Annotated in this window: 21 protein-coding genes; 8 read left to right on the forward strand and 13 right to left on the reverse strand. The window is 72.7% G+C overall.

The window, feature by feature from the left end:
- The first annotated feature begins 15 nt into the window (after nucleotides 1-15).
- On the forward strand, nucleotides 16-786 hold the full coding sequence (locus ACFPP6_RS06910; RefSeq protein WP_382038235.1) for an alpha/beta fold hydrolase: 771 nt from the start codon (nucleotides 16-18) through the stop codon (nucleotides 784-786).
- A gap of 121 nt (nucleotides 787-907) precedes the next feature.
- On the opposite strand, the gene ACFPP6_RS06915 is transcribed toward ACFPP6_RS06910, so the two are convergent.
- The gene (locus tag ACFPP6_RS06915; RefSeq protein ID WP_382038237.1) at nucleotides 908-1,561 is read right to left on the reverse strand and encodes a class I SAM-dependent methyltransferase; all 654 of its coding nucleotides are present in this window, start codon (nucleotides 1,559-1,561) and stop codon (nucleotides 908-910) included.
- A 125-nt stretch (nucleotides 1,562-1,686) separates the two neighbouring features.
- On the opposite strand from ACFPP6_RS06915, the gene ACFPP6_RS06920 reads away from it, so the two are divergent.
- Nucleotides 1,687-2,073, forward strand: a complete 387-nt coding sequence (locus tag ACFPP6_RS06920; RefSeq protein ID WP_382038239.1) for a roadblock/LC7 domain-containing protein — start codon at nucleotides 1,687-1,689, stop codon at nucleotides 2,071-2,073.
- A 171-nt stretch (nucleotides 2,074-2,244) separates the two neighbouring features.
- Nucleotides 2,245-3,270, forward strand: a complete 1,026-nt coding sequence (locus tag ACFPP6_RS06925) for a DUF6397 family protein (RefSeq protein WP_382038241.1) — start codon at nucleotides 2,245-2,247, stop codon at nucleotides 3,268-3,270.
- A gap of 27 nt (nucleotides 3,271-3,297) precedes the next feature.
- Here ACFPP6_RS06925 and ACFPP6_RS06930 read toward each other — a convergent pair whose 3' ends face one another.
- Together ACFPP6_RS06930 and ACFPP6_RS06935 are read right to left on the reverse strand one after the other, a co-directional pair.
- The gene (locus ACFPP6_RS06930) at nucleotides 3,298-4,161 is read right to left on the reverse strand and encodes an acyl-CoA thioesterase (protein WP_168096528.1); all 864 of its coding nucleotides are present in this window, start codon (nucleotides 4,159-4,161) and stop codon (nucleotides 3,298-3,300) included.
- A 49-nt stretch (nucleotides 4,162-4,210) separates the two neighbouring features.
- Nucleotides 4,211-6,724 carry a DEAD/DEAH box helicase gene (locus ACFPP6_RS06935; protein WP_382038243.1) on the reverse strand — a complete coding sequence of 838 codons (2,514 nt, stop codon included), beginning with the start codon at nucleotides 6,722-6,724 and terminating at the stop codon, nucleotides 4,211-4,213.
- A 134-nt stretch (nucleotides 6,725-6,858) separates the two neighbouring features.
- Between ACFPP6_RS06935 and ACFPP6_RS06940 the strand changes: the two genes are divergently transcribed.
- Nucleotides 6,859-7,650: a metal-dependent hydrolase gene (locus tag ACFPP6_RS06940; protein WP_382038245.1), complete on the forward strand. Its 792-nt coding sequence runs from the start codon at nucleotides 6,859-6,861 to the stop codon at nucleotides 7,648-7,650.
- Between the two features lie 37 nt (nucleotides 7,651-7,687).
- Here the strand turns inward: ACFPP6_RS06940 and ACFPP6_RS06945 are convergent, their stop codons facing one another.
- A complete protein-coding gene (locus ACFPP6_RS06945) occupies nucleotides 7,688-9,469 on the reverse strand; it encodes an ABC transporter ATP-binding protein (RefSeq protein ID WP_382038247.1) in 1,782 nt (593 codons plus the stop codon).
- Nucleotides 9,466-11,289, reverse strand: a complete 1,824-nt coding sequence (locus tag ACFPP6_RS06950; RefSeq protein ID WP_382038249.1) for an ABC transporter transmembrane domain-containing protein — start codon at nucleotides 11,287-11,289, stop codon at nucleotides 9,466-9,468. Before ACFPP6_RS06950 ends, ACFPP6_RS06945 begins: the two co-directional genes overlap by 4 nt.
- A 149-nt stretch (nucleotides 11,290-11,438) precedes the next feature.
- On the opposite strand from ACFPP6_RS06950, the gene ACFPP6_RS06955 reads away from it, so the two are divergent.
- The gene (locus ACFPP6_RS06955) at nucleotides 11,439-13,055 is read left to right on the forward strand and encodes a peptide-N4-asparagine amidase (protein WP_382038251.1); all 1,617 of its coding nucleotides are present in this window, start codon (nucleotides 11,439-11,441) and stop codon (nucleotides 13,053-13,055) included.
- A gap of 32 nt (nucleotides 13,056-13,087) precedes the next feature.
- On the opposite strand, the gene ACFPP6_RS06960 is transcribed toward ACFPP6_RS06955, so the two are convergent.
- Entirely contained in the window at nucleotides 13,088-13,528 is a 441-nt protein-coding gene (locus ACFPP6_RS06960) for a MarR family winged helix-turn-helix transcriptional regulator (RefSeq protein WP_058042811.1), read from the reverse strand.
- A 111-nt stretch (nucleotides 13,529-13,639) separates the two neighbouring features.
- Between ACFPP6_RS06960 and ACFPP6_RS06965 the strand changes: the two genes are divergently transcribed.
- Nucleotides 13,640-15,466, forward strand: a complete 1,827-nt coding sequence (locus tag ACFPP6_RS06965; RefSeq protein ID WP_382038253.1) for an ABC transporter ATP-binding protein — start codon at nucleotides 13,640-13,642, stop codon at nucleotides 15,464-15,466.
- Nucleotides 15,467-15,531: 65 nt separating this feature from the next.
- Nucleotides 15,532-16,893, forward strand: coding sequence for an MFS transporter (locus tag ACFPP6_RS06970; protein ID WP_382038255.1), 1,362 nt, complete (start codon nucleotides 15,532-15,534; stop codon nucleotides 16,891-16,893).
- Here ACFPP6_RS06970 and ACFPP6_RS06975 read toward each other — a convergent pair.
- The 5 genes from ACFPP6_RS06975 to ACFPP6_RS06995 form a co-directional block, all read right to left on the reverse strand.
- Nucleotides 16,875-18,071 (reverse strand): CaiB/BaiF CoA transferase family protein, encoded by a 1,197-nt coding sequence (locus tag ACFPP6_RS06975; protein WP_382038257.1) that lies wholly within the window; start codon nucleotides 18,069-18,071, stop codon nucleotides 16,875-16,877. The genes ACFPP6_RS06970 and ACFPP6_RS06975 overlap by 19 nt on opposite strands.
- 100 nt (nucleotides 18,072-18,171) lie before the next feature.
- Complete coding sequence (locus ACFPP6_RS06980) at nucleotides 18,172-18,864, reverse strand: LutC/YkgG family protein (RefSeq protein WP_382038258.1); 693 nt, start codon at nucleotides 18,862-18,864, stop codon at nucleotides 18,172-18,174.
- Nucleotides 18,861-20,348, reverse strand: coding sequence for a lactate utilization protein B (locus ACFPP6_RS06985; RefSeq protein ID WP_382038260.1), 1,488 nt, complete (start codon nucleotides 20,346-20,348; stop codon nucleotides 18,861-18,863). The genes ACFPP6_RS06980 and ACFPP6_RS06985 overlap by 4 nt, the downstream gene beginning before the upstream one ends.
- Entirely contained in the window at nucleotides 20,345-21,142 is a 798-nt protein-coding gene (locus ACFPP6_RS06990) for a (Fe-S)-binding protein (RefSeq protein ID WP_382038262.1), read from the reverse strand. The genes ACFPP6_RS06985 and ACFPP6_RS06990 overlap by 4 nt, the downstream gene beginning before the upstream one ends.
- Nucleotides 21,143-21,177: 35 nt before the next feature.
- Nucleotides 21,178-22,272 (reverse strand): NAD(P)-binding domain-containing protein, encoded by a 1,095-nt coding sequence (locus tag ACFPP6_RS06995; protein WP_382038263.1) that lies wholly within the window; start codon nucleotides 22,270-22,272, stop codon nucleotides 21,178-21,180.
- Between the two features lie 83 nt (nucleotides 22,273-22,355).
- On the opposite strand from ACFPP6_RS06995, the gene ACFPP6_RS07000 reads away from it, so the two are divergent.
- Entirely contained in the window at nucleotides 22,356-22,787 is a 432-nt protein-coding gene (locus ACFPP6_RS07000) for a secondary thiamine-phosphate synthase enzyme YjbQ (RefSeq protein WP_382038264.1), read from the forward strand.
- A gap of 118 nt (nucleotides 22,788-22,905) precedes the next feature.
- On the opposite strand, the gene ACFPP6_RS07005 is transcribed toward ACFPP6_RS07000, so the two are convergent.
- Nucleotides 22,906-23,826 carry a D-alanyl-D-alanine carboxypeptidase family protein gene (locus ACFPP6_RS07005; RefSeq protein WP_382038266.1) on the reverse strand — a complete coding sequence of 307 codons (921 nt, stop codon included), beginning with the start codon at nucleotides 23,824-23,826 and terminating at the stop codon, nucleotides 22,906-22,908.
- 151 nt (nucleotides 23,827-23,977) lie between these two features.
- The gene (locus ACFPP6_RS07010) at nucleotides 23,978-24,460 is read right to left on the reverse strand and encodes an Lrp/AsnC family transcriptional regulator (protein ID WP_382038268.1); all 483 of its coding nucleotides are present in this window, start codon (nucleotides 24,458-24,460) and stop codon (nucleotides 23,978-23,980) included.
- Nucleotides 24,461-24,474: the final 14 nt, after the last annotated feature.

Below are 24,474 nucleotides of genomic sequence, written 5' to 3' on the forward strand. Positions count from 1 at the left end.
GGAGGGGAGAACGGCATGCGACAGGCGGAGTTCGGATCCACGGGGGCCTGTGTGCGATGGACCGAGGCCTCCGGAGGCGGCCCCGCGCGGGTCTACCTCCACGGGCTGGGATCGGCCTCGGCCGTCTACCACGCGCACATTGCCGCGGCCGCAGCACTGTCCGACCGGCGCTCGCTCTTCGTCGACCTGCCGGGACACGGCATCAGTGACCGCCCCCTGGACTTCGGGTACACGCTCGAGGAGCACGCCGACGCGGTGGCGGCGGCCCTGCACTCGGCCGGGGTCAAGGGTGCCGAGGTCGTGGGCCACAGCATGGGCGGAGCCGTCGCCATCGTGCTCGCCGCCCGGCGGCCCGAGCTGGTCTCGCGGCTGGTCCTCGCCGAGGCCAACCTCGACCCCGACCCGCCCCGGACGGCCGGTAGCAGCGGCATCGCCTCCTACACGGAGGAGGGATTCGTCCACGGCGGGGGATTCACGGACACCCTGCAGCGGGTCGGTCCGCTGTGGCGCGCGACGATGCGGCTCGCCGACCCCACCGCCCTGCACCGCAGCGCGATCGGCCTGGTGCGCGGTACCCGGCCGACGATGCGTCACCTGCTGCAGGAGATGACCATTCCGCGGACGTACCTGATGGGGGAGCTCAGCGGCGAGCTGCCGGGGCGCGAGGAGCTGGAGGCCTCGGGGGTCGTCGTGGAGACCGTGCCCGGTGCCGGGCACAACATGATGTTCGACAACCCCGCCGCGTTCGTCGAAGCGGTGGCCGCCCGGTCCCTCCTGCCCTCCTGATCCACCTGTCCCTTCTCTCCCGGGCCTTCTGGCCTCCCCCTCCTGCCCTCGCGTCCCTCGTGACCTTGCAGGCCTCTGTTGCCCCTGTTACCTCTGTTGCCTCTGCTGTCTCGGGGGCCCTTCAGCCGAGTGCCGCCGCGTGCGGCTCCGGCCGGTCCGTCCGGCTCGCCAGCACCAGGAAACGGGTGTCCTCGTCCGCGTAGGAGTCGAGGTGCCAGCCGCCGCGCGCCAGCAGGGGGCGCAGGTTGGGCTCGGCGCGCTCGTCGTCGGGCGTCACCTGGCGGCCGTGGCGGGCGGCGAGCGCGGCACGCCCGACGGGGTGGAAGAGCGCGAGCCGCCCGCCGGGCCGTACGACGCGGGCCAGCTCTCGCAGGCCCGCCACCAGGTCCGCCAAGTGCGAGACGAGACCCGCCGCGAAGACGGCATCGACCGAACCGTCGCGCAGCGGCAGCGTGGTGACGTCGGCCAGGAGCAGCTGCCCGTCGTGATGCCGGCCCGCCCGCACGGCGGCGTCCAGCATCGCGGGCGTCAGATCCGCGCCGAGCACGACGCCCCGCGGCCCGACCGCGGCGCGCAGGGCCGGAAGCGCCCGCCCGGTACCGCACCCCGCGTCCAGGACCGCATCGCCGCGGCGCAGCCCGAGATCGGCGACGGCGGCGTCGTAGGCGGGTCCGTCATCCGGGAAGCGGGCGTCCCAGTCGCCCGCCCGCTCGGTGAAGAACTCCTGCACGTGGGCGGGATCCCGCCACTGTTCCTTGGTCGATTGCTGTGCCATGTCCCCATCATGTGCCAACTTGCGCACGGACACGTGCCGACGGGCCGGGACGGGTTGCCGACGGCACGCGGGTGAGCAAGGCTGGCACGGCAGTTACGGGGAACAGCGGAACGGGGAGGCGGGACATGGCAGTCGGCAAGGGGCTCGACTGGATGCTGGACGACCTGACCGAGCGCATAGAGCACATACGGCACGCACTGGTGCTCTCCAACGACGGGCTGGTGACGGGGGCCGGCGCGAGCCTGAAGCAGGAGGACGCCGAGCACCTGGCCGCGGTCGCGTCGGGGCTGCACAGCCTCGCGAAGGGCACGGGCCGTCAGTTCGGGGCGGGCCGGGTGCGGCAGACGATGGTCGAGTTCGACGAAGGCGTGCTGTTCGTGACGGCCGCGGGCGACGGCAGCTGCCTGTGCGTCCTCGGGGGAGCGGAGGCCGACATCGGCCAGATCGGCTACGAGATGACGCTGCTGGTCAACCGCGTCGGCGAGCACCTGGGCGTCGAGGCCAGGCAGTAGCCGGGGCGCGGAGCGAGGTGGCAGGCGAGGCGCGTCGAGGAGGCGCGTCGGCGAGGGATTGCGAGGGATCGGCGAGGGTTATCCACAGGGCGGACGGGCTGTCGCACTCCACCGCTATCGTCGTCACTGTCAGTAATCGACGGTGATCGGGCGATGACGGGGGAGGGTTCCATGGCGGTGCAGGGATGCCGGGAGCGGAGCGCGACGGCCACGGTGGCCTGTGGGACGGCGGCGCGGGAGCTGGGCCTGAGGTCCCGCGAGTTCGAGCTGGCCGTGCAGCTGGGGCATGTGCGGACGGTCTCCGCCCCCGGCGGGAGGCCGCGGGTCACGCGGGAGGAGATCGAACGGCACCGCTCCGGCGAGGGCTTCCCCGAGTCACTGCGCAACCGCCTGTGGGCGGTGGGCACGACCGAGGCCGCCCAGCTGATGGGGGTGAGCCCCGCCCGCTTCGCACGCCTTGCCAAAGCGGGCTGCTTCGCCCCGGTGAGGTTCTACGTCAATCGCTACCGGGTGGTGGTCTGGCACTATCTGGCCGCCGACCTCGCGGAGTTCGCCGACGCCAACCCCGAGCTCCTCACGGGGCGCACGCCTGCCGGGCTGCGCCTGGAGCTGGAGGGGCGTGACGACCAGCGGGCCCGGAGCTGGCGCGCCCGCCGGCTCGACCAGCTGACCGGGCGGACGGCGGAGCCCTGGGAGCAGGCGGCGGCCGTCGCGGCCGTGCTCGCCCCCGACCAGCTGGCGGATGCCGTGCCCGACCCGTACGAGCGGGCATACCTCAGCGCGCTGCGCCCGGACCTCGCGGGGATCCGCTCGGATTCGGCGGCGGCGCGGGAGATCATCGAGCGGGTGACGCTCGCCGTCGACGCCGACGAGATCGGGCGCCACCGGGAACGGCTCGCCGCGGCCCTGGCCGCAGCCCGAGCGGCCCGGCCGGCTCCGAGGCCCGACGGGTATGCGTCCGCAGCTCCCGCGAGGGAACAGGGCGTGGGTGCACGGGAGGACAGCCGGTCGGACCTTGCGGCGGAGCGGGAGTCGGAGCTGGAGCCTGGGCCTGTTCCGGGGCCGGGGCCGGAGCGGCAGCCGGAGAAGGCCGCGGGAGACCGGGAGGCCGGGCGGGACCGGGAAGCCGGCCGGGGCCGTGAGGAAGCGCCGGCCGGTTTGCGGGCGTGGCTGCGACGGCTGCGGCGCATCGCATGACGCCCGGCCGGACCGGGCGCCGGGCGCTCAGCCCACCTTGCGGAACAGACCCTCCTGCATCACCGACACCAGCAGCCGGCCTTCGCGGTCGAAGATCTGACCGCGGGCCAGGCCCCGGGCGCCCGTCGCGATGGGCGACTCCTGCTGGTAGAGGAACCACTCGTCCGCGTGGAAGGGCCGGTGGAACCACATCGCGTGGTCCAGCGAGGCCATGTCGAAGCCGCGCGGCCCCCACAGCGGTTCCACCGGGATGCGTACGGCGTCGAGCAGCGTCATGTCGCTCGCGTACGTGAGGGCGCAGGTGTGCACGAGGGGGTCGTCGCCCAGCGGTCCCAGCGCGCGCATCCACACCGCGCTGCGCGGCTCGGTGTCCGCCAGCTCCTGCGGGGTCCAGCGGAGCCGGTCGACGTAGCGGATGTCGAAGGCCAGCCGGCGCTCCATGTGGCGCAGCGCGCTGGGCAGCTCGCCGAGACGCTCGCGGATCTCGTCGGCGAGCCGTGGCAGCTCCTCGGGCGCCGGCACGTCCGGCGCGGGCACCTGGTGCTCGAAGCCCGGCTCGGGTTCGTGGAAGGAGGCGGTGAGATTGAAGATCGTACGGCCCTGCTGGACGGCCACCACGCGCCGTGTGGTGAAGGAGCGGCCGTCGCGCACCCGTTCCACCAGGTACACGATCGGCACCCCCGGCCGCCCGGGGCGCAGGAAGTACGCGTGCAGCGAATGGACCGGGCGGTCACCGTCGGTGGTCCGCCCGGCCGCGACCAGCGCCTGCCCGGCGACCTGCCCGCCGAACACGCGCTGCAGCGACTCGTCGGGACTGCGGCCCCGGAAGATGTTCAGGTCGATCTGCTCCAGGTCGAGCAGACCCACCAGACGGTCGGTCGGTGTGGTCATCGGGCCTCCTTCGCCGCCGGGGCCCGACGCGTGGGCCGTGCCTCGGAGGCTACAGCTGCCCGACCTCCAGGACGCGGACCACCGCGCGGCCCTCCTCGTCGGAGGCGGTGAGGTCCACCTCGGCGGTGATGCCCCAGTCGTGGTCGCCGTTGGGGTCGGCGAAGGTCTGGCGCACCCGCCACAGGCCGTCCTGCGGCTTCTCCTCGATCCGCAGCAGCTTCGGGCCGCGCGCGTCGGGCCCGGTGCCCAGGTCGTCGTACTCGTCCCAGTACGCGTCCATGGCCTCGGCCCAGCGGTCCTCGTCCCAGCCGGACTCGGCGTCCATCTCGCCGAGCTCGCCCACCTTGTCGAGGGCGGCCAGCTCGACCCTGCGGAAGAGGGCGTTGCGCACGAGCACCCGGAAGGCGCGGGCGTTCGCCGTGACGGGCTTGACCTGGTCGGCGCGGTCCTGCGCCTCCTCGGCCGTCTCCTCCTCGGGGTTGGCCAGCTGCTCCCACTCGTCCAGCAGGCTGGAGTCGACCTGGCGCACCATCTCGCCCAGCCAGGCGATCAGGTCCTGGAAGTCCTCGGACTTCAGGTCGTCGGGGACGGTGTGGTCCAGCGCCTTGTACGCGCCGGCGAGGTAGCGCAGGACGATGCCCTCGGTCCGCGCCAGGTCGTAGTGGGAGGTGAACTCCGTGAAGGTCATGGCCCGCTCGTACATGTCGCGGATGACCGACTTCGGGGACAGCGGGTGGTCGCCGACCCAGGGGTGGCTCTTGCGGTAGAGGTTGTAGGCGTGGGTCAGCAGCTCTTCCAGCGGCTTGGGGTAGGTGACGTCCATGAGCCGCTCCATGCGGTCCTCGTACTCGACGCCGTCCGCCTTCATCGCGGCGACCGCCTCGCCGCGCGCCTTGTTCTGCTGCGCCGCGAGGATCTGCCGCGGGTCGTCCAGCGTCGACTCCACGACCGAGACCATGTCCAGGGCGTAGGACGGGGACTCCGGGTCCAGGAGCTCGAAGGAGGCGAGCGCGAACGTCGACAGCGGCTGGTTGAGCGCGAAGTCCGACTGCAGGTCCACGGTCAGGCGCACGATCCGGCCCTCGGCATCGGGCTCGTCGAGCCGCTCGACCACGCCGCCGTCCAGCAGGGAGCGGTAGATCGCGATGGCGCGGCGGATGTGCCGCAGCTGGTTCCTGCGCGGCTCGTGGTTGTCCTCCAGCAGGCGGCGCATCGCCTCGAAGGCGTTGCCCGGGCGGGCGATGACCGCCAGCAGCATCGCGTGGGTGACCCGGAAGCGGGAGGTGAGCTGCTCCGGCTCGGAGGCGATGAGCTTCTCGAAGGTGTTCTCGTTCCAGTTGACGAAGCCCTCGGGCGCCTTCTTGCGGACGACCTTGCGCCGCTTCTTGGGGTCGTCACCGGCCTTGGCGAGGGCCTTCTCGTTCTCGACGACGTGGTCGGGGGCCTGAGCGACGACGAACCCGGCCGTGTCGAATCCGGCCCGCCCGGCCCGGCCCGCGATCTGGTGGAACTCCCGGGCCCGCAGCGTCCGCACCCGCTGGCCGTCGTACTTGGTCAGGGCGGTGAACAGCACCGTGCGGATCGGCACGTTGACGCCGACGCCGAGGGTGTCCGTGCCGCAGATGACCTTCAGCAGCCCCGCCTGCGCGAGCCGCTCCACCAGCCGGCGGTACTTGGGCAGCATGCCCGCGTGGTGCACGCCGATGCCGTGCCGGACGTAGCGCGAGAGGTTGCGGCCGAACTTGGTGGTGAAGCGGAAGTTGCCGATGAGCTTGGCGATCTCGTCCTTCTCCTCGCGCGAGCACATGTTGATGCTCATCAGCGCCTGTGCCCGCTCCACGGCCGCGGCCTGGGTGAAGTGCACGATGTAGACCGGGGACTGCTGCGTCTGCAGCAGCTCGGTGAGGGTGTCGGTGAGCGGCGTCGCGCGGTACTCGTAGGACAGCGGTACGGGCCGGGTCGCCGAGCGGACGACGGCCGTGGGGCGTCCCGTGCGCCGGGTCAGGTCCTCCTCGAACCGGGACACATCGCCCAGAGTCGCCGACATCAGGATGAACTGGGCCTGAGGCAGCTCCAGCAGCGGGATCTGCCAGGCCCAGCCCCGGTCCGGCTCCGCATAGAAGTGGAACTCGTCCATCACGACCTGGCCGATGTCGGCGTCCCTGCCGTCGCGCAGCGCGATGGAGGCGAGCACCTCCGCGGTGCAGCAGATGACGGGCGCGTCGGCGTTGACCGAGGCGTCGCCCGTGAGCATGCCGACGTTCTCCGTGCCGAAGATCTTGCACAGGTCGAAGAACTTCTCCGACACCAGCGCCTTGATGGGCGCGGTGTAGAAGGTCACCTGGTCGTTGGCGAGCGCGGTGAAGTGCGCTCCGGCCGCGACCAGGCTCTTGCCGGAACCCGTGGGCGTCGAAAGGATCACGTTCGCCCCGGAGACCACCTCGATCAGCGCCTCCTCCTGCGCGGGGTACAGCGAGATGCCCCGCTCCTCGGCCCAGGTCGAGAAGGCTTCGAAAAGGGCATCGGGGTCGGCATGGCTCGGCATCTGATCGATAAGGGTCACCCCTCCATACTGCCTGGCCCCGGACCGGATCAGGGAACCGGCCGGTCGAATGGTGATCATCCGGACGCTACGCTGAGTCGCCGACCCGGCGTCAGGAAAGCCCGGGCCGGCCGGCACGAGGAGGGGAATCGACCATGATGGGACCGGCGCACTCGCTCTCGGGAGCGGCCGCCTGGCTGGGCGTGGGGGCGGCGGTGGCCGCAGCGGGCCACCCGATGCCCTGGCCGGTGCTCGTCGTCGGCGCCCTGATCTGCGCCGGAGCGGCCCTTGCCCCCGACCTCGACCACAAGTCGGCGACGATATCGCGGGCCTTCGGCCCGATATCGCGCGCGCTGTGCGGCATCATCGACAAGCTCTCGCACTCGGTCTACAAGGCCACCCGCGGGCACGGCGACCCGCGCCGCAACGGCGGCCACCGCACCCTCACCCACACCTGGCTCTGGGCCGTCCTGATCGGTGGCGGGGCCTCGGCGCTGGCCGTGACCGGCGGCCGCTGGGCCGTGCTCGGCATCCTCTTCGTCCACCTGGTGCTCGCCGTCGAAGGACTCCTGTGGCGCGCGGCCCGCACCTCCAGCGACGTCCTCGTCTGGCTCCTGGGCGCCACCAGCGCCTGGATACTGGCCGGCGTCCTGAACGAGCCGGGCAACGGTGCCGGCTGGCTCTTCTCCGACCCGGGCCAGGAGTACCTGTGGCTGGGCCTGCCGATCGTCCTCGGCGCCCTGGTGCACGACATCGGCGACGCGCTCACCGTCTCCGGCTGCCCGATCCTGTGGCCCATACCCGTCGGCCGCAAGCGCTGGTATCCCGTCGGGCCGCCGAAGGCCATGCGCTTCCGGGCGGGCAGCTGGGTGGAGCTCAAGGTCCTCATGCCCGCGTTCCTGGTCCTCGGCGGCCTGGGCGGGCTGGGCGCCCTGGAGTTCATCTGACCCCGGGGCGCCCGGCCCCGCGCCCCGCCCGCTTCGGTTAGCGGTGCCAGGAGCGCCACAGCGCCGCGTACGTGCCGCCCGCCGCGACCAGCTCGTCGTGGCTGCCCAGCTCGGAGATCCGGCCGTCCTCCGCCACCGCGATCACATCCGCGTCGTGGGCGGTGTGCAGCCGGTGCGCGATGGCCACCACGGTGCGCCCCTCCAGCACCGTCGCCAGCGAACGCTCCAGGTGCCGGGCAGCGCGCGGGTCCAGCAGGGAGGTCGCCTCGTCCAGCACCAGGGTGTGCGGATCCGCCAGGACGAGCCGGGCCAGCGCGATCTGCTGCGCCTGGGCCGGGGTGAGCGCGAGCCCGCCCGAACCCACCTCCGTGTCCAGCCCGGCGCCGAGCGCACGCGCCCAGCCGTCGGCGTCCACCGCCGCCAGGGCCGACCACAGCTCGCCGTCCCCGGCCGTCGTCCGCGCCAGCAGCAGGTTGTCGCGGAGGGACCCGACGAAGACGTGGTGTTCCTGGTTGACCAGGGCCACATGGCGGCGCACCCGTTCCGCCGGCATCCGTGCGAGCTCCGCGCCCCCGAGCGTCACCGCGCCCGAGCGCGGCGCGTAGATCCCGGCCAGCAGCCGGCCCAGCGTCGACTTTCCCGCGCCGGACGGCCCCACCAGCGCCACCCGGCTCCCCGGCCGGACCGCCAGGGAGACGCCGTGCAGGACGTCGTTGCCCTCCAGGTAACCGAACCGCACCTCGTCCGCCCGCACCTCCCGGCCCTCGGGCTCCGCGCCCTCGTCCGCGCCGTCCGCGCCGATCTCGCGGACCCCCACCAGCCGGGCGAGCGACACCTGCGCGATCTGGAGCTCGTCGTACCAGCGCAGGATCAGGCCGACCGGCTCGACGAGCATCTGCGCGAACAGCGCGCCGGTCGTCAGCCGCCCCACGGAGACCCAGCCCTGGAGCACGAAGACACCACCGATGATCAGCACGGAGCCGAAGACCAGCGAGTGGGTCACGTTGATCACGGGGAAGAGGACCGAGCGCAGCCACAGGGTGTACCGCTCCCACTGGGTCCAGGAGGCGATCCGGTGGTCGGAGAGCGCCACGCGGCGGTCGCCCAGCCGGTGCGCCTCGACGGTCCGCCCCGCGTCGACGGTCTCCGTGAGCGACGCCGCGACCGCCGCGTACCCCGCGGCCTCCGAACGGTAGGCGCCCGGCGCCCGGCGGAAGTACCAGCGGCAGCCGATGACGAGCACCGGCACCGCGACCAGCACGCACAGCGCGAGCGGCGGCGCGGTCACCGTCAGCGCCCCCAGCAGCAGCGCCGCCCACACGAAACCGATCGCCAGCTGGGGCACGGCCTCGCGCATGGCATTGGCCAGCCGGTCGATGTCGGTGGTGATCCGCGACAGCAGGTCGCCGGTGCCGGCCCGCTCCAGGACGCCCGGCGGCAGCCCCACCGACCGCACGAGGAAGTCCTCGCGCAGGTCCGCCAGGATCTCCTCGCCGAGCACCGACCCGCGCAGCCGCACCATGTGCACGAACACGGTCTGCACGGCGAGCGCCACGGCGAACAGCGAGAGCGTGCGCCCCAGATGAACCTCCCGCGCACCCGCCGCAAGGTCCTCGACCATGCCGCCCAGCAGGTAGGGGCCCACCATGGAGGCGGTCACGGCGACGGCGTTCACCGCCACCAGCACGACGAACGCCCTGCGGTGTCTGCGGAGCAGCGTGCGCACGTAGGCCCGGACGGTCGCGGGCGCGGCGACCGGGAGGGTCGTCGCCGATTCCGGCGCCGCGGGGTCGTGCGCCGGTGGTGCCACGCCGATCATGCCGACTCCTCGATCTGTTCGCTCTCGCCGAGCTCGGTGAGCTCCGCGTCCAGTCCCCCCGCGGGCCGTGCGACGGGGTCCGTCTCCCGCGTGACCACCGCGCGGTACGCGGGGTCGTCCCGCAGGAGCCCGCGGTGCGTTCCCACCGCCACCGCGCGGCCCTCCTGGACGAACACCACGCGGTCCGCCCGGTCGAGCAGCAGCGGGCTGGAGGAGAACACCACCGTCGTACGGCCCTGCCGCAGCGCCCGCAGGCCGTCGGCGATCCGGGCCTCGGTGTGCGAGTCGACCGCCGACGTCGGCTCGTCGAGCACCAGCACCTGCGGGTCGGTCACCAGCGACCGGGCCAGCGCCAGCCGCTGCCGCTGTCCTCCCGACAGCGAGCGCCCGCGCTCGGTGATGCGGGTCCGCATCGGGTCCTGGGAAGCGTCCGGGGAGGCCTGTGCGAGAGCGGTCAGCACGTCACCGCACTGTGCCGCCGCCAGCGCGGCCTCTGCCGGGACTGCTCCCGAGGCGGGCACGTCCAGCAGCTCGGCGAGCGTCCCCGACAGCAGCACCGGGTCCTTGTCCTGGACGAGCACCGCGGTGCGGGCCGTCTCCAGCGGCAGCCCGTCCAGCGCGACGCCGCCGAGCAGCGCCGAGGGCACCCCCTCGGTCCCCGCCGCGGCGTGCCCGCCCAGCCGGTCGGCCAGCCGGCCGGCCGCGTCCGGGTCGCCGCACACCACCGCCGTCAGCCGGCCTGCCGGCGCCGACAACCCGCTCTCCGGGTCGTACAGGTCACCTGCCGGCACCTCCGCGGGCCCCTCGCCCTCCCCGGCCCGTGAGGTACGCCCCAGCGAGAGCACGCGGGCCGCGCGCTCCGCTGACGGCCGGGAGAAGGAATAGGCCATGGCGATCTCTTCGAACACCCTGAGAGGGAAGAGGAGGAAGGTGACCAGGCCGTAGACGGTGACCAGTTCGCCGACGCCCACCCGGCCGTCCTCGACCAGCCCGGCCCCGTAGCCGACCACCGCGATCAGCAGCAGTCCGGGCAGCAGCACCTGGACCGCCGCGATCAGCGCCCACATCCGCGCGCTGCGCACGGCAGCGCGGCGCACCTCCTGGGAGGCGCGCCGGTAGCGGTCCAGGAACAGCTCCTCACCGCCGATGCCGCGCAGCACGCGCAGTCCGGCCACGGTGTCCGAGGCCAGCTCCGTGGCGTACCCCGCCTTGTCGCGCTGCTCGTCGGCCCGTCTCGTCGCGGGCGGCAGCAGGGGCAGCACGGCCAGGACCAGGGCGGGCACCGCCAGCGCGATGACCGTGCCCAGGGCCGGCTGGTAGATCACCAGGGCCACGCACACGGACAGCGTGGTGAACAGCGCGGAGCCGAAGCGCGACAGCGCCTCCACGAACCAGCCGATTTTCTCGACGTCGCCCGTCGACACCGCGACGACCTCGCCGGCCGCGACCTGACGGGTCAGCGTGGCGCCCAACTCGGCGGTCTTGCGGGCCAGGAGCTGCTGCACGCGCGCCGCGGCCGTGATCCAGTTGGTGACGGCCGTGCGGTGCAGCATCGTGTCGCCCAGCGCCACGAGGCCGCCCAGCAGCACCATCAGCCCGCCCGCCAGCGCGAGCCGGGCGCCGGAGCGGTCGACCACGGCCTGCACGGCGATGCCGAGGGCCACCGGCAGCGCGGCCACGGCGGCCATGTGCACCACGCCCCACGCCATGGCCTTCGCCTGGCCGGCCAGCTGGTGCCGCCCGAGCCAGAGCAGTAATCGCGGTCCCGACCCGGTGTCGGGCCGGCCGGGGTCGGTATACGGAAGGTCGCGGATCTGCATGTCATCCCAGGGGTGCGGGCGAGCCGGCAGGAGTTGTGAAAGGTTCGCGCCACTGGAGTGCAGCATTCAACCGGTTTTCACACTCCGGCGGCAGATCAGGCCAAAGGGGCTCTGGCGCACTGGAGTGCGAACCGCTTCACTCCTGCCCCATGAGACGACTGCTGCTCACGCTGTGCGCCGCGACCACCGGTCTGGTGCTGGGCATGGGCCCCGCCGTGGCCGCGGGCCCGCCGACCGAGTTCGGCACCGACTGGCACGACCCGATCACCGCCGGCCCGCCGGTGGCCACGCCCGGCACCAAGGCCTGCACGGTCACGGTCGCCGACACCGAGTTCCGCGACTACACGCCCTACAAGAGCACCTACCTGCCGCCCAAGGGCTGCGGTGACCGCTGGAACAAGGTCGTCCTGCGGCTCGACGGAGCCGTCGCCGGACGGCAGTACGACCGCCTGGGCTATCTGCAGGTCGGCGGCGTGGAGATCCTGCGCACCTCCACCCCGGAGCCCTCGCCCGAGGGCATCACCTGGCACGTCGAGAAGGACGTCACCCGCTACTCGGCCGCCTTCCGGGACAAGCAGCCCGTCGAGATGCTCATCGGCAACCTGGTGAACGAGACCTACACGGGCGTCATCAAGGTCAAGGCGACGCTGACCTTCTACGCCGCCGAGGGGCGGGCCGGGGCGGCGCATACGCCGGACAAGGTGCTCACCCTGGACGGTGCGCACACCACAGGTACGTCCTATGAGGGGCTGTTGACCACTCCGCGCAACAGCGAGCGGATCGTGGCCGAGGTGTACGCGACCGGGTCGGGCGGTGGCTGCGAGGAGTTCTGGTACCTGACCGTGCCGGACGCGGCGCCGTACTCGTGCAAGGCCAAGGACGGCCCGTACCGCGAGGTCCGGGTCTCCGTGGACGGCAAACTCGCCGGGATCGCCGCACCCTTCCCCACCGTATGGACGGGCGGCTGGTCCAACCCCTTCCTGTGGTACGTCATTCCGGGACCGCGGGCCTTCGACGTCCGGCCGGTGGAGTACGACCTGACGCCCTTCGCGGGGCAGCTCAACGACGGGAAGGCGCACCGGATCACGATCTCGGTCGCCGGCGTGCCGGAGGGGCAGAGCGGCTGGAGCACGCCGACCAACATCCTGGTCTGGCAGGACGCCGGGGCCGCTCGGGTCACCGGGGCCCTCACCGCGCACGAGACGGGTGCACCCGCCGGCACGGTCGCCTACGAACCGGGCAAGGAACACCGGCTGAAGGCCGACGGCGGGCACTCCCTGACGGTCTCCGGCTACGTCGACACCTCGCACGGAAGGGTGACCACCACCGTCTCCCGCGAGGTCGCCGCCGCGTCCACCCACAGCTGGACCGACGGCGAGTCGAAGGACGCCCTCCAGGCCCGCTGGACCGACGACGAGAGCGTGAAGGTGGCCGGCCGCGGACCCGCCACGACGACCCGTGCCCACCGGGTCTACAGCATGGACGGCGAGATCAGCATCGGCGCGGGCGACCGCCTGCGGACCGTGATGAGGATGGGCGACCGCTCCGACAGCGTCACCCTGCGCGCCGGCAAGAGGCTCGGGTGGTCGCTGATGGACGACACCTACACCGGCGACGCGGCGTACAACCAGAACGTCCCGAGGGACCAGCGGCACGCCACCGGCGTCTCGCGTGAGCGCTACCGCCTCCTCGGTCCGGGGGCCTGCTACGACCGGACCCTGGCCACGGCCCAGGGAGAGCTGACGGAGGACAGGCGCTCCTGCTGACCCTTCCGGCGGGAGCGTGCCGGGCCGCGCCTTCAGCAGGCGGGGCCCGGTCCCGCCATCAGTTCGTCCAGCAGGCTGCCGAGCCGGCTGCGCTGCTCCGCCGAGAGGGGCGCGAGGACGTCCTCCACGGCCGCCCGCCGGGCCTCCCTGAGCTTCCTCAGGATCCTGCGTCCCTCGTCGGTCAGCTCGATGCGGATGACCCGCCGGTTGGACGGGTCCGGCACCCGGCGCACCGAGCCGCCCGCCTCCAGGGCGTCGACGAGGGTGGTCACGGCCCGCGGCACGACCTCCAGGCGCTGCGCGAGATCCGCCATCCGCGGCGGGTGGTCGTAGTGCGCGACGGTGCGCAGCAGCCGTGACTGGGCAGGGGTGATCCCGACCGGGTCCAGATAGCGCTTCTGGGCCCGGTGGAGCCTGCGGGTGAGCCGCAGCAACTGCTCGGCGAGCTGTCCGGACGTGTCGGGGGCGGTCATGACCAGAGGTTATCAGGACCACATTCATTGTGAGCTTAGGTAACAGTGAGCTAAGCTCGATGACCGGTCATCGTGCCTCTGAAATCAGCCGCCTCTGAAAACCAGGAGCCCATGCGTCACGACGAAGAGAACTGGACCCCACCGCCCGCCGATCCGGAGCAGCCCGCCCAGGTGCGGCGCATCCTCCGGCTGTTCCGCCCCTACCGGGGCAGGCTCGCCCTCGTCGGCCTGCTCGTCGCCGCCTCCTCGCTCGTCTCCGTCGCCTCGCCCTTCCTGCTGCGCGAGATCCTCGACACCGCGATCCCCCAAGGGCGCACGGGGCTGCTGAGTCTCCTCGCGCTCGGGATGATCGCCGCCGCGGTCGTGAACAGCGTCTTCGGCGTCGTGCAGACCCTGCTCTCCACGACGGTGGGCCAGCGCGTCATGCACGACCTGCGCGCCGCCGTCTACGACCGGCTCCAGCGGATGCCGCTCGCCTTCTTCACGCGCACCCGCACCGGCGAGGTGCAGTCCCGCATCGCCAACGACATCGGTGGCATGCAGGCCACCGTCACCTCCACGGCCACGTCGCTCGTCTCGAACCTCACCAGCGTCGTCGCCACCGTGGTCGCGATGCTCGCCCTCGACTGGCGGCTCACCGTCGTCTCGCTGCTCCTGCTGCCGGTGTTCGTGGCGATCAGCCGCCGCGTCGGCCGCGAGCGCAAGAAGATCACCTCACAGCGGCAGAAGCAGATGGCGGTCATGGCCGCCATGGTCACCGAGTCGCTCTCCGTCAGCGGCATCCTCCTCGGCCGCACCATGGGCCGGGCCGACTCCCTGACCCGGGCCTTCACCAGGGAGTCCGAGCGGCTCGTCGGCCTCGAAGTGCGGGCGAGCATGGCCGGGCGCTGGCGGATGTCCACCATCGGCGTCGTCATGGCGGCGATGCCCGCCGTCATCTACTGGGCCGCGGGCATCGCCCTGCAGACCGGCGGTCCGGGCATCTCCATCGGCACCCTGGTGGCCTTCGTCTCCCTGCAGCAGGGCATGTTCCGGCCCGCGGTCAGCCTGCTGTCCACGGGCGTGCAGATGCAGACCTCCCTCGCGCTCTTCCAGCGGATCTTCGAATACCTCGACCTCCCGGTGGACATCGCCGAGCCCGAGAAGCCGGTGCGGCTGGAGAAGGCGCGGGGCGAAGTGCGCTTCGAGAAGGTCGCCTTCTCCTACGACGCCCCGGGCACGCGCGAGCCCTCGGCCCCCACGCTCAGCGGGATCGACCTGACCGTGCCGGCCGGCGGAAGCCTCGCCGTCGTCGGACCGACCGGCTCCGGAAAGAGCACGCTCAGCTATCTCGTGCCCCGCCTCTACGACGTCACCGGCGGCCGCGTCCTGCTCGACGGGGTCGACGTCCGCGACCTGGACTTCGACACCCTGGCCCGGGCGGTCGGCGTGGTCTCCCAGGAGACCTATCTGTTCCACGCCTCCGTCGCGGACAACCTCCGGTTCGCCAAGCCCGACGCGACGGACGAGGAGATCAGATCGGCGGCCCGCGCCGCACAGATCCACGACCACATCGCCGCCCTCCCCGACGGGTACGACACCCTCGTCGGCGAGCGGGGCCACCGCTTCTCCGGCGGTGAGAAGCAGCGCCTGGCCATCGCCCGTACGATCCTGCGCGACCCGCCGGTGCTGATCCTCGACGAGGCGACCAGCGCCCTGGACACCCGCACCGAGCACGCCGTCCAGGAGGCCATCGACGCCCTCTCCGCCGGGCGGACGACCATCACCATCGCCCACCGCCTGTCGACCGTCCGCAACGCCGACCGGATCGTCGTCCTCGACCGCGGGCGCGTCACGGAACAGGGCACCCACGAGGAACTCCTCGCGGAGGACGGGCACTACGCCGCGCTCGTACGCAGGGACGCCGGCCGTGCGACGGCCGATGCCGTGACCGGGTAGGCCGCGCCGGACCGAGAGGCCTCGCACAGGTGTGCGGGAGTGTTGTCGGGGGGATCCAAGGGATCATGAAGCGATCCGAGCCCCTGGCCGCCGGCGGCGATACCGGCACCGACACCGGCGACCTCCGAGCTGCGAACGTCCCCGCGCCGCCGCCCCGTTCCTCACTGCGCCAGCTCGCCGCGGCGTCCGTGGGCAACGCGGCGGAGTGGTACGACTGGTACGCCTATTCGTTCCTGGCGGTCTACTTCGCCGACCAGGTATTCCCCAAGGGCTCCGGCAACTCCCTCGTGCCCCTGCTCTCGACCTTCGCCGTCTTCGCGGTCGGCTTCTTCATGCGCCCGGTCGGCGGCCTGCTCATGGGCGCGGTCGCCGACCGGCGCGGCCGGAGGGCCGCCCTCACGGTCACCATCCTGCTCATGGGCGCCGGCAGTCTGCTGCTCGCGCTCACCCCGACCTACGCCGCCACCGGAGTCCTCGCCCCCGTGGTCCTGGTGATCGCCCGGCTGATCCAGGGGCTTTCGGTCGGAGGGGAGTTCGCCGCATCCACGACGTTCCTCGTGGAGTCCGCGGGCCCGGGCCGCAGGGGGTTGTTCTCCAGCTTCCAGTACGTGTCCACGACCATCGGCCAGCTCCTCGCCTCGGGCATCGCGGCACTCCTCGCCCACCTCCTCACCGAGGGCCAGATGGGCCACTGGGGGTGGCGCGTGCCGTTCCTCATCGGCGCGGTCATCAGCCTGGCGGGATTCTGGATCCGTCAGGGCGCCGAGGAGACGCACGACGTACCGGGGAAGGAGGCCGCGCGGCCGGCGCTCTTCGAAGCCGTGCGACGGCACCCCCGCGAGTCCCTGCTGATCTGCGGCATCACCGCCGGCGGCACCCTCGCCTACTACACCTGGACCACCTACCTGCCGACCTACGCCCAGATGAACGCCGGATTCGACAAGGGCGACGCGCTCGCCGTCGGCACGATCTCGCTGGCCTTCTTCGCGGCGCTCCAGCCCCTCGGCGGGCTGCTGTCCGACCGCATAGGCCGCAAACCGCTGCTGATCGGCTTCGCGGTGGGGTTCGCCGCCCTGGCCGTCCCCCTGCTGCACGCGGTCGGCAGCTCCTTCGTCTCCCTGCTGCTCGTGCAGTGCGCCGGCATGGTGCTGCTCACCGGCTACACCTCGATCGCGGCCGCCGTGAACGCCGAGGTGTTCCCCGCACGCGTACGGGCTGCGGGGATCGGCTTCCCCTACTCGCTGACCGTGGCGCTCTTCGGCGGCACGGCCCCCTACCTCGGCACCTGGTTCAAGGATTCGGGTCACCCGGGGGCGTTCCCCTGGTACGTGGCGGGGCTCTGCCTGGTGTCCGCGTGCGTCTACGTGATCCTGCCGGAGACGGCGAAGCGCCCGCTCGACCGCTCCGTTCAGCCTGCCGGCCGCTGATCCTCCCCGGGGCCGGAGGCATCCGCAGCAGCGGACTCCTGCTCGGCGAACTCCGCACGGACGGCGGCGGTGTGTTCGCCAAGCGCCGGCACTGCTCGCATGGCCGCCTCCCGCCCTCTCACCTCCACCGGCGGGAGCAGCCCGCGCAGCGGACCGGCGGGGGAGCCGAACTCGCGCCACCGGTCGCGCGCCGCGAGCTGCGGATGGTCCGTGAACTCGGCGACCGTCCGCAGCCGGGCGTTCGCGATGCCGGCTCCGTCGAGCAGGGCCCCCACACCGTCCGCGGTGTGGGCGGCGAAGTGCCCCTCGATCACGGCGGTGAGCTCTTCGTCGTGAGTCCGGCGCAGGGGATTGTCCGCGAAGCGGGGATCCCGGATCAGGGCGGGCTGCCGCAGCACGCGTTCGCACAGGGCCACCCACTCCCGGTCGTTCTGCACGCTCAGGAACACCTGGCCGCCGTCGCCGCAGCGGTAGTGGCCGTAGGGGGAGATGGACGGGTGCCGCGCGCCGCTGCGGGTCAGCGGGGCGCCGCCGTAGGCCTCGGCGAAGTACGGCTGCCCCATCCACTCCGCGAGCGCGTCGAGGAGGGAGACGGACAGCGCCGTGCCCTCGCCGGTGCGTTCGCGCTCGTAGAGAGCGGTGAGGATGCCCGTGTAGGCGTACATGCCGCCTGCTATGTCGGCGACGGAGATGCCGGGGCGGGCGGGTGCATCAGGGTGACCGGTGAGCGAGATCAGCCCGGCCTCGCACTGCACGAGCAGGTCGTACGCCTTCTTGTCGCGGTACGGGCCCTCCGCGCCGTACCCGGAGACGTCGCAGGTGATCAGCCGGGGATGCCGGGCGCGCAGCGCGTCGCAGCCGAGGCCCAGCCGCCCGGCGGCGCCGGGGCCCAGGTTCTGGACGAAGACGTCGGCGCGGGCGAGGAGGCGGTCGAGCAGTGCGCGGTCGGCCTCGGTCTTCAGGTCGAGGACGACGCTCTCCTTCCCGCGGTTGACCCACACGAAATAGGCGGAAAGCCCCTTCGTCCTGCGGTCGTAGTCGCGGGCGAAGTCCCCGCGCCCCGGCCGTTCGATCTTGATGACGCGTGCGCCGAGGTCGGCGAGCTGCCGGGTGGCGAAGGGCGCGGCCACGGCCTGTTCGAGGGCGACGACCGTGACGTCGTGCAGAGGCGGCTTCAACTCGGCTCCCTTCGCCGGGCAGTTCATATGACCGGGGTTGTGGACAGTCCGGCGCACCGGGCATCGGTCCCGGCATAGTGTCGCGGCCATGAACAGCAGCTCACAGCTCGCGTGGATCGCCCGCCACCAGGATCACCTCCAGGGTGCGCGGCCCGTGAACGCCCTCGACCCGCTCCAGCTCGATGTCGCTCGTCGCCGACGGTCCCGAGATCCAGGTCAGGGGCCGTGCCGGGGCCAGCCGCCGGAGGGCCTGCGGCACGGAGGAGACCACCTGGTCGTCGGTCCGCACCACACAGAGGTGATGGTCCGGCACGAGGGTGATGCGCCGGCTCCCCTGATCCGGTCCCGCATCGAGCACGACGGTTCCGGTCTCGGCGATGGCCAGCGCACAGCCGGTCACCACGCTGTCGGTGGCATCCAGTTCACGGGCCGTCAGGGCGGGGGAGTCGCGGACGAGCTCGACCGGGGCCTCGGCGAGCCAGCCGTCCGGCAGGGCGTGCGGTACGACCACCCGGCGCGCGCCGCGTTCGGCGAGCAGGCGGGCGAGGAGCGCGGGCAGGCCGGGCGCTTCCGTGCGGTGGACGCGTGCGCGGTAGTCCGCCAGGTTCTCCGCCAGAAGGCCGACGGTCGCGGCATGCGTGCGCTCGCCGTGCTGCGTGGCGTAGTCACGCGCGACCGGGTGATCCCCCGGCTGCTCCGACGCGGGCACGTCGGCGAGCGCCCGCCGCACCCGGCCCAGGATCCGTTCCCTGCTCGACTCGCTGCCCGGCTCCGTGCCCGGTCCGTTGCTCATGACGGCTCTCCTTCCCGGCCGGGGCCGCCGCGGGTGCGGGCCCACCAGTCGCGGAACGACTCGGGCGGCACCTCCGGCAGGTCGCGCGTGTCCGACCAGGCGCGGCCCGGCCCTGGTAGCCGCCCGGGGTGCAGCCCGCGGGTCCGGGCCAGCAGCCGCTGGCCCCGGCGCAGCACGTGGGGGTGGTCGAAGGCCCAGCCCGCGGCACGCATCACGGCGCGCTCGGTGGCGTGCCGCTTCGCCGGCTTGATGACGGTGCGGGTGCCACGCAGCGTCACCGCGCCCCCTTCCACGACCCTCTCCCGCAGGTGGACGAGGACTTCGGGGATGTCGATGGCCACCGGGCACGCCTCGAAGCAGGCGCCGCACAGCGAGGATGCGTACGGGAGCGATTCCTCCAGGGGCGAGGCGAGGCCGCGGAGCTGGGGGGTGAGGACGGCCCCGATGGGTCCTGGATACGGCGATCCGTACGCATGGCCCCCGGCCCGCTCGTACACGGGGCAGACGTTCAGGCAGGCCGAGCAGCGGATGCAGCGCAGGGCCTGGCGGCCGGTCGCGTCCGCGAGGGTGTCGGTGCGGCCGTTGTCGAGCAGCACCAGGTGGAAGGCGCGGGGGCCGTCGCCGTCGGTGGTGCCCGTCCACATCGAGGTGTACGGGTTCATCCGCTCCGCCGTCGACGAGCGCGGCAGCAGCTGGAGGAAGATCTCCAGATCGCGCCAGGTGGGCACGACCTTCTCGATCCCGACCACGGAGATCAGGGTCTCCGGGAGCGTGAGGCACATCCGGCCGTTGCCCTCGGACTCGACCACGACCAGCGTCCCGGTCTCCGCCACTGCGAAGTTGGCCCCGGAGACGGCAACCTTGGCCCGCAGGAACTTCTCCCGCAGGTGCAGCCGCGCGGCCTCGGCGAGATCGGCGGGCCGGTCGGTCAGCCCCGCGGGAGCCGGGAGCCCCCAGTCGGCCATCCGCCGGCGGAAGATGTCGCGGATCTCGGCGCGGTTGCGGTGGATGGCGGGCACCAGGATGTGCGAGGGAAGGTCGTCGCCGAGCTGCACGATCAGTTCGGCGAGGTCGGTCTCGTACGCCCGGATACCGGCCGCCACGAGGGCGCCGTTGAGGCCGGTCTCCTGCGTGGCCATCGACTTGACCTTGACCACCTCGCGTTCGCCGGTGGCCAGGACCAGGCCGGTGACGATGCGATTGGCCTCGGCGGCGTCGGCCGCCCAGTGGACCGTGCCGCCGGCCCGGGTCACCGACTCCTCCAGCTGGAGGAGGTAGTGGTCGAGGTGGCGCAGGGTCCGGTCCTTGACCGCGGCACCGGCGGCCCGCAGCCGCGCCCAGTCGTCCAGCTCCGCGACGGCCCGGTCGCGTTTGGCGCGGATGGTGCGGGTGGCGCGCCGGAGGTTGGCGCGCAGGCGGTGGTCACGGGTCGAGGCGTCGGCGGCGCGCGGGAAGGAGGGCATCCCCAGGTAGGTGCCGGTCACCGGGCGGCTCCCCGGCCGGCCCCGCCGCCCGCGGGGGCCCCGTCGGCACCGTCCTCCTTGCTGCCGGCCAGGATCTCGGCGATGTGCACGGGGGTGACGGTCGATCCCTCGCGGGCGAGGATCCCGCCGATGTGCATGAGGCAGGAGTTGTCGACCATGCACAGGGCGCGGGCTCCGGTCGAGGTGACGGCGCATGCCTTGTCGGTGCCCATCGCCGCGGAGACGGCGGGGTTCTTGACGGCGAAGGTCCCGCCGAAGCCGCAGCACTCCTCCGCGCCCGGCAGCTCGCGCAGGTCCAGGCCCTCCACGCGCTCCAGGAGCCGCCGCGGCCGGTCGCCGAGTCCCAGGACCCGCAGCCCGTGACAGGTGGGGTGGTAGGTGACGGTGTGCGGGTAGTAGGCGCCGACGTCGGTCACCTTGAGGACGTCGACCAGGAACTCCGTCAGTTCGTAGGTCCTGGCCGCCGCCTCCGCCACCGCTTCCGGGACCGCCCCGGGGCGTCCCTCGGCGGCCGCTTTCGCAGCGATCCGGGGGTAGTTGTCGCGGACCATGGCCGCGCAGGAGCCGGAGGGAGTGACGATGTAGTCGTGGTCACGGAAGGCCGCCGCGTAGCGGCGCAGCAGCGGTTCGGTGCGGTGCCGGTAACCGGTGTTGAAGAAGGGCTGGCCGCAGCAGCTCTGTCCGGCGGGGAAGTCGACCTGCACGCCGAGCCGTTCGAGGAGGGTGACGACCGCCCGGCCGGTCCGCGGGTAGAGCGTGTCGTTGACGCACGTCACGAACAGCCCCACGCGCATGGGCCCCTCCTCGCGTCGTGATCATCCGGGGAGCCTCATACTGCCGCACGGACCCGCGGCTGTGAAGAACCGAGCAGGGCGCGGATCTCGCGTACGGCCGCGCGGCCCGCCCGGTTCGCGCCGATGGTGCTGGCGGAGGGCCCGTAGCCGACGAGGTGCACGCGGGGGTCGCGCGCCGCGCGCGTGCCCTCCATGCGGATGCCGCCGCCGGGCTCGCGCAGCTTCAGAGGGGCGAGGTGGTCGACGACGGCCCGGAAGCCGGTGGCCCAGAGGATGACGTCGGCGTCGACGGCGGTGCCGTCGGCCCACTCCACGCCGGCGGGGGTGACGCGGTCGAACATGGGCCGCGGGGTCAGGACGCCGGCGGCTCGCGCCCGCTCCATGGCCTCCGTCATGGGCAGCCCGGTCACGGAGACGACGCTCTGCGGGGGCAGGCCCTGCCGGACCCGCTCCTCGACGCGGGCCACCGCGGCGCGCCCCCACTCCTGGTCGAACGGGCCCTCGCGGAAGACCGGGGGCCGGCGCGTCACCCATGTCGTCCCGGCCGCCACTTCGGCGATCTCCAGCAGGTGCTGCACCGCGGAGGTGCCGCCGCCGACCACGACGACGCGCTGTCCGGCGAACTCCTGCGGTCCGGGGTAGTGCGCCGTGTGCAGCTGGCGGCCTCGGAAGGTCTCCTGGCCGGGGTAGCGGGGCCAGAAGGGGCGGTCCCAGGTGCCGGTCGCGTTGATCAGGGCCCGGGCCGACCACAGGCCCTCGGAGCTCTCGACCGCCAGCCGTCCGTCCTGCCCCTCCCGGACCGCGCGGACGTCGACCGGGCGGTGTACGCGCAGGTCGAAGGCGCGCTCGTAGTCGGCGAAGTAGCCGCCGATCACCGCCGACGAGGGCTGTGAGCCGTCGGCCTCAGTCAGCTCCATGCCGGGCAGGGCGTGCATCCCGTGCACCTTGGCGTAGGTGAGCGACGGCCAGCGGAACTGCCAGGCTCCGCCCGGGCGCGGGGAGTGGTCCAGGACGACGAAGTCCCGGTCCGGCTCGTATCCCGCGCGACGCAGGTGGTAGGCGCCGGCCAGGCCCGCCTGCCCGGCGCCGATCACCACGACCTCGGTCTCACGCACCACAAGATTGTTCATGATTCTACTAACGTGAGGGGTGGGCCGTATCTTCCCGGCCCTCTCCTCCCGGTCTTCCCCCGGGCCCGTACGAAAATGGAGCCATGGCAGACACCCATGACACCTTCCGCACGCACGTCCTCGACATCGCCACCGGCTCCTCGGAGACGGTGTACGACCTCACCCACGAATGTGAGGCCTTCCTGCGCGAGGCGGCCGCCGGCCGCGACGGACTGCTCAACGTCTTCGTCCCGCACGCGACGGCCGGCGTCGCCGTACTGGAGACCGGCTCCGGCAGCGACGAGGACCTGCTGTCCGCCCTCCAGGACCTGCTGCCGGCGGACGACCGCTGGCGCCACCGCCACGGCAGCCGCGGCCACGGGCGCGACCACGTGCTGCCCGCCCTCGTGCCCCCGCACGCGACCCTGCCGGTCATCGGCGGGCGGCTGGAGCTGGGCACCTGGCAGTCGGTGTGCCTGGTCGACACCAACAGGGACAACCCCGACCGCCAGGTGCGGCTGACCTTCCTCGGCTGACCATCCGGCCCGCGGTCCCCGCCCACGCCCCTGCCGCGAGGTCTGCCGGGACCAGGACGACGGCTCCGCCGGGCCGTCAGCGGTCCTTCTGCGCCGTCAGTCCTGCTGTGCCGTCAGTTCAGTCCTGCTGCGCCGACTCGGGCAGCTGCCGGAGCTTCACGCTGGTCTTGGTCCGGTAGGCCCAGTCCAGCATCTTCACGGCGTCCGGGTAGCGGTTGGCGCCGTCGTTGAGGATCACGCCCACCACCGTGCGGCCGTCGCGCTCGGCGGCGAAGACCAGGCAGGCACCGGCCGCCGTGCCGGTGCCGGTCTTGATGCCGATCGCGCCCTTGTACGAGCCGAGGAGCTTGTTGGTGTTGTCCCAGTAGTACGTGCGGTTGACGTTCGCCGCCTTCTGGCGGGTCGCGGTCGTCCGGACGACCCTCTTGAACGTGGTGTTGCCCAGCGCGTGCCGGGCCAGCTGCGCCGAGTCGCGCGGGGTCGTGTAGTTGGCCCCGGCCCTCGATATGCCGTCGAAGGAGTCGTACTTGGTGTTCTTCATCCCCAGGTCGGCGGCCTTCTTGTTCATCTTGGCGATGAACGACTTCGTCCGCGCGGCCTCGCTGCTGCCGCTGCCGAAGGTGTCGGCGAGCGCGTAGGCGGCGTCACAGCCCGACGGCAGCATGAGGCCGTACAGCAGCTGACGTACGGTCATCTTGTCGCCCGTACGCAGATCGGCGGTGCTGGCGCCGTTCCGTGCGACGTAGTCGCGGTACGACTGCTTGACGGTGACCTTCTTGTCGAGGTCCACGCCCTTGGTGTCCAGGACGGTCACCGCGGTCATGACCTTGGTGGTGCTGGCCATCTGCCGCTTGGTGTCGGCGTCCTTCCCCCACAGCTGGCGGTTGCGGTTGCCGTCGAGCAGGAACGCGCCCTTGGCGCTGACCGACGGGCCGCTCGCGGCCTCCGCGCCCGTCGCCGGGAGGACGACGGCGACGGCCGCGGCCGATGCGATCGCGGCCGCGCCCCAGCGGCGGACCGGTCTTCCGGATCGCTCCATGTATACCTCTGTTTCTCACGTGTCGAGATGAGCGAGTCGTCTCGCTTGTACTGCTGAGCGAGCCGATAATCGCACCGCTTTCTCGGCAGGGAGAACCAGGGGGGAGGACGTGGCGGCGTGTCAGTTGTCCGGCCGCGGCGGGCGGTCCGGTTCACGCACCCCGCTGGGCGGCGCGCCCCACCGCGTCCACCAGAGGCAGGACCCGGTACGGCACCCGCTCGCGCAGCACCATCTCCGTGCGCGTGCGCACGACCCCGGGCGTCTGCACCAGCACCTGGATCACGTCCTCCAGGTGCCCCGCGTCCCGGGCGACCACCCGGGCCATCAGGTCGCCGCCGCCGGTGATCGAGAACGCCTCGATGATCTCCGGGACGTCCGCGAGCGCCTCCGCGACCGTGTCGAGGTGTCCCTGGGTGACCTCGATGTGCACGAACGCCAGCACGGGGTGGCCCAGTGCCGCGGCGGACAGGCGCGGACCCGTGCCCGTGATCACGCCGTCGCGCTCCAACCGGTCCAGCCGGGCCTGCAGCGTGCCGCGGGCGACGCCCAGCACGCGCGCGTACTCGCGCACGCTCGTGCGGGGCTGCTCCAGGAGCAGCCGGAGGATCTTCGCGTCCAGTGCGTCGACGGCCATGGGCCGGCGCCCTC

Source organism: Streptomyces aureoversilis (assembly GCF_042657885.1).
Taxonomy (GTDB): Bacteria; Actinomycetota; Actinomycetes; order Streptomycetales; family Streptomycetaceae; genus Streptomyces; species Streptomyces aureoversilis.

What these genes read in the sequence shown, in the direction of transcription:
- ACFPP6_RS06920 (WP_382038239.1), top strand. Translation starts at nt 1,687, where the DNA reads ATGGCAGTCGGCAAGGGGCTCGACTGGATGCTGGACGACCTGACCGAG.
- ACFPP6_RS06970 (WP_382038255.1), top strand. Translation starts at nt 15,532, where the DNA reads ATGAAGCGATCCGAGCCCCTGGCCGCCGGCGGCGATACCGGCACCGAC.
- ACFPP6_RS06995 (WP_382038263.1), bottom strand. Translation starts at nt 22,272, where the DNA reads ATGAACAATCTTGTGGTGCGTGAGACCGAGGTCGTGGTGATCGGCGCC.
- ACFPP6_RS06990 (WP_382038262.1), bottom strand. Translation starts at nt 21,142, where the DNA reads ATGCGCGTGGGGCTGTTCGTGACGTGCGTCAACGACACGCTCTACCCG.
- ACFPP6_RS06940 (WP_382038245.1), top strand. Translation starts at nt 6,859, where the DNA reads ATGATGGGACCGGCGCACTCGCTCTCGGGAGCGGCCGCCTGGCTGGGC.
- ACFPP6_RS06950 (WP_382038249.1), bottom strand. Translation starts at nt 11,289, where the DNA reads ATGCAGATCCGCGACCTTCCGTATACCGACCCCGGCCGGCCCGACACC.
- ACFPP6_RS07005 (WP_382038266.1), bottom strand. Translation starts at nt 23,826, where the DNA reads ATGGAGCGATCCGGAAGACCGGTCCGCCGCTGGGGCGCGGCCGCGATC.
- ACFPP6_RS06960 (WP_058042811.1), bottom strand. Translation starts at nt 13,528, where the DNA reads ATGACCGCCCCCGACACGTCCGGACAGCTCGCCGAGCAGTTGCTGCGG.
- ACFPP6_RS06955 (WP_382038251.1), top strand. Translation starts at nt 11,439, where the DNA reads ATGAGACGACTGCTGCTCACGCTGTGCGCCGCGACCACCGGTCTGGTG.
- ACFPP6_RS06925 (WP_382038241.1), top strand. Translation starts at nt 2,245, where the DNA reads ATGGCGGTGCAGGGATGCCGGGAGCGGAGCGCGACGGCCACGGTGGCC.
- ACFPP6_RS06915 (WP_382038237.1), bottom strand. Translation starts at nt 1,561, where the DNA reads ATGGCACAGCAATCGACCAAGGAACAGTGGCGGGATCCCGCCCACGTG.
- ACFPP6_RS06945 (WP_382038247.1), bottom strand. Translation starts at nt 9,469, where the DNA reads ATGATCGGCGTGGCACCACCGGCGCACGACCCCGCGGCGCCGGAATCG.
- ACFPP6_RS06930 (WP_168096528.1), bottom strand. Translation starts at nt 4,161, where the DNA reads ATGACCACACCGACCGACCGTCTGGTGGGTCTGCTCGACCTGGAGCAG.
- ACFPP6_RS07000 (WP_382038264.1), top strand. Translation starts at nt 22,356, where the DNA reads ATGGCAGACACCCATGACACCTTCCGCACGCACGTCCTCGACATCGCC.
- ACFPP6_RS06910 (WP_382038235.1), top strand. Translation starts at nt 16, where the DNA reads ATGCGACAGGCGGAGTTCGGATCCACGGGGGCCTGTGTGCGATGGACC.
- ACFPP6_RS06980 (WP_382038258.1), bottom strand. Translation starts at nt 18,864, where the DNA reads ATGAGCAACGGACCGGGCACGGAGCCGGGCAGCGAGTCGAGCAGGGAA.
- ACFPP6_RS07010 (WP_382038268.1), bottom strand. Translation starts at nt 24,460, where the DNA reads ATGGCCGTCGACGCACTGGACGCGAAGATCCTCCGGCTGCTCCTGGAG.
- ACFPP6_RS06965 (WP_382038253.1), top strand. Translation starts at nt 13,640, where the DNA reads ATGCGTCACGACGAAGAGAACTGGACCCCACCGCCCGCCGATCCGGAG.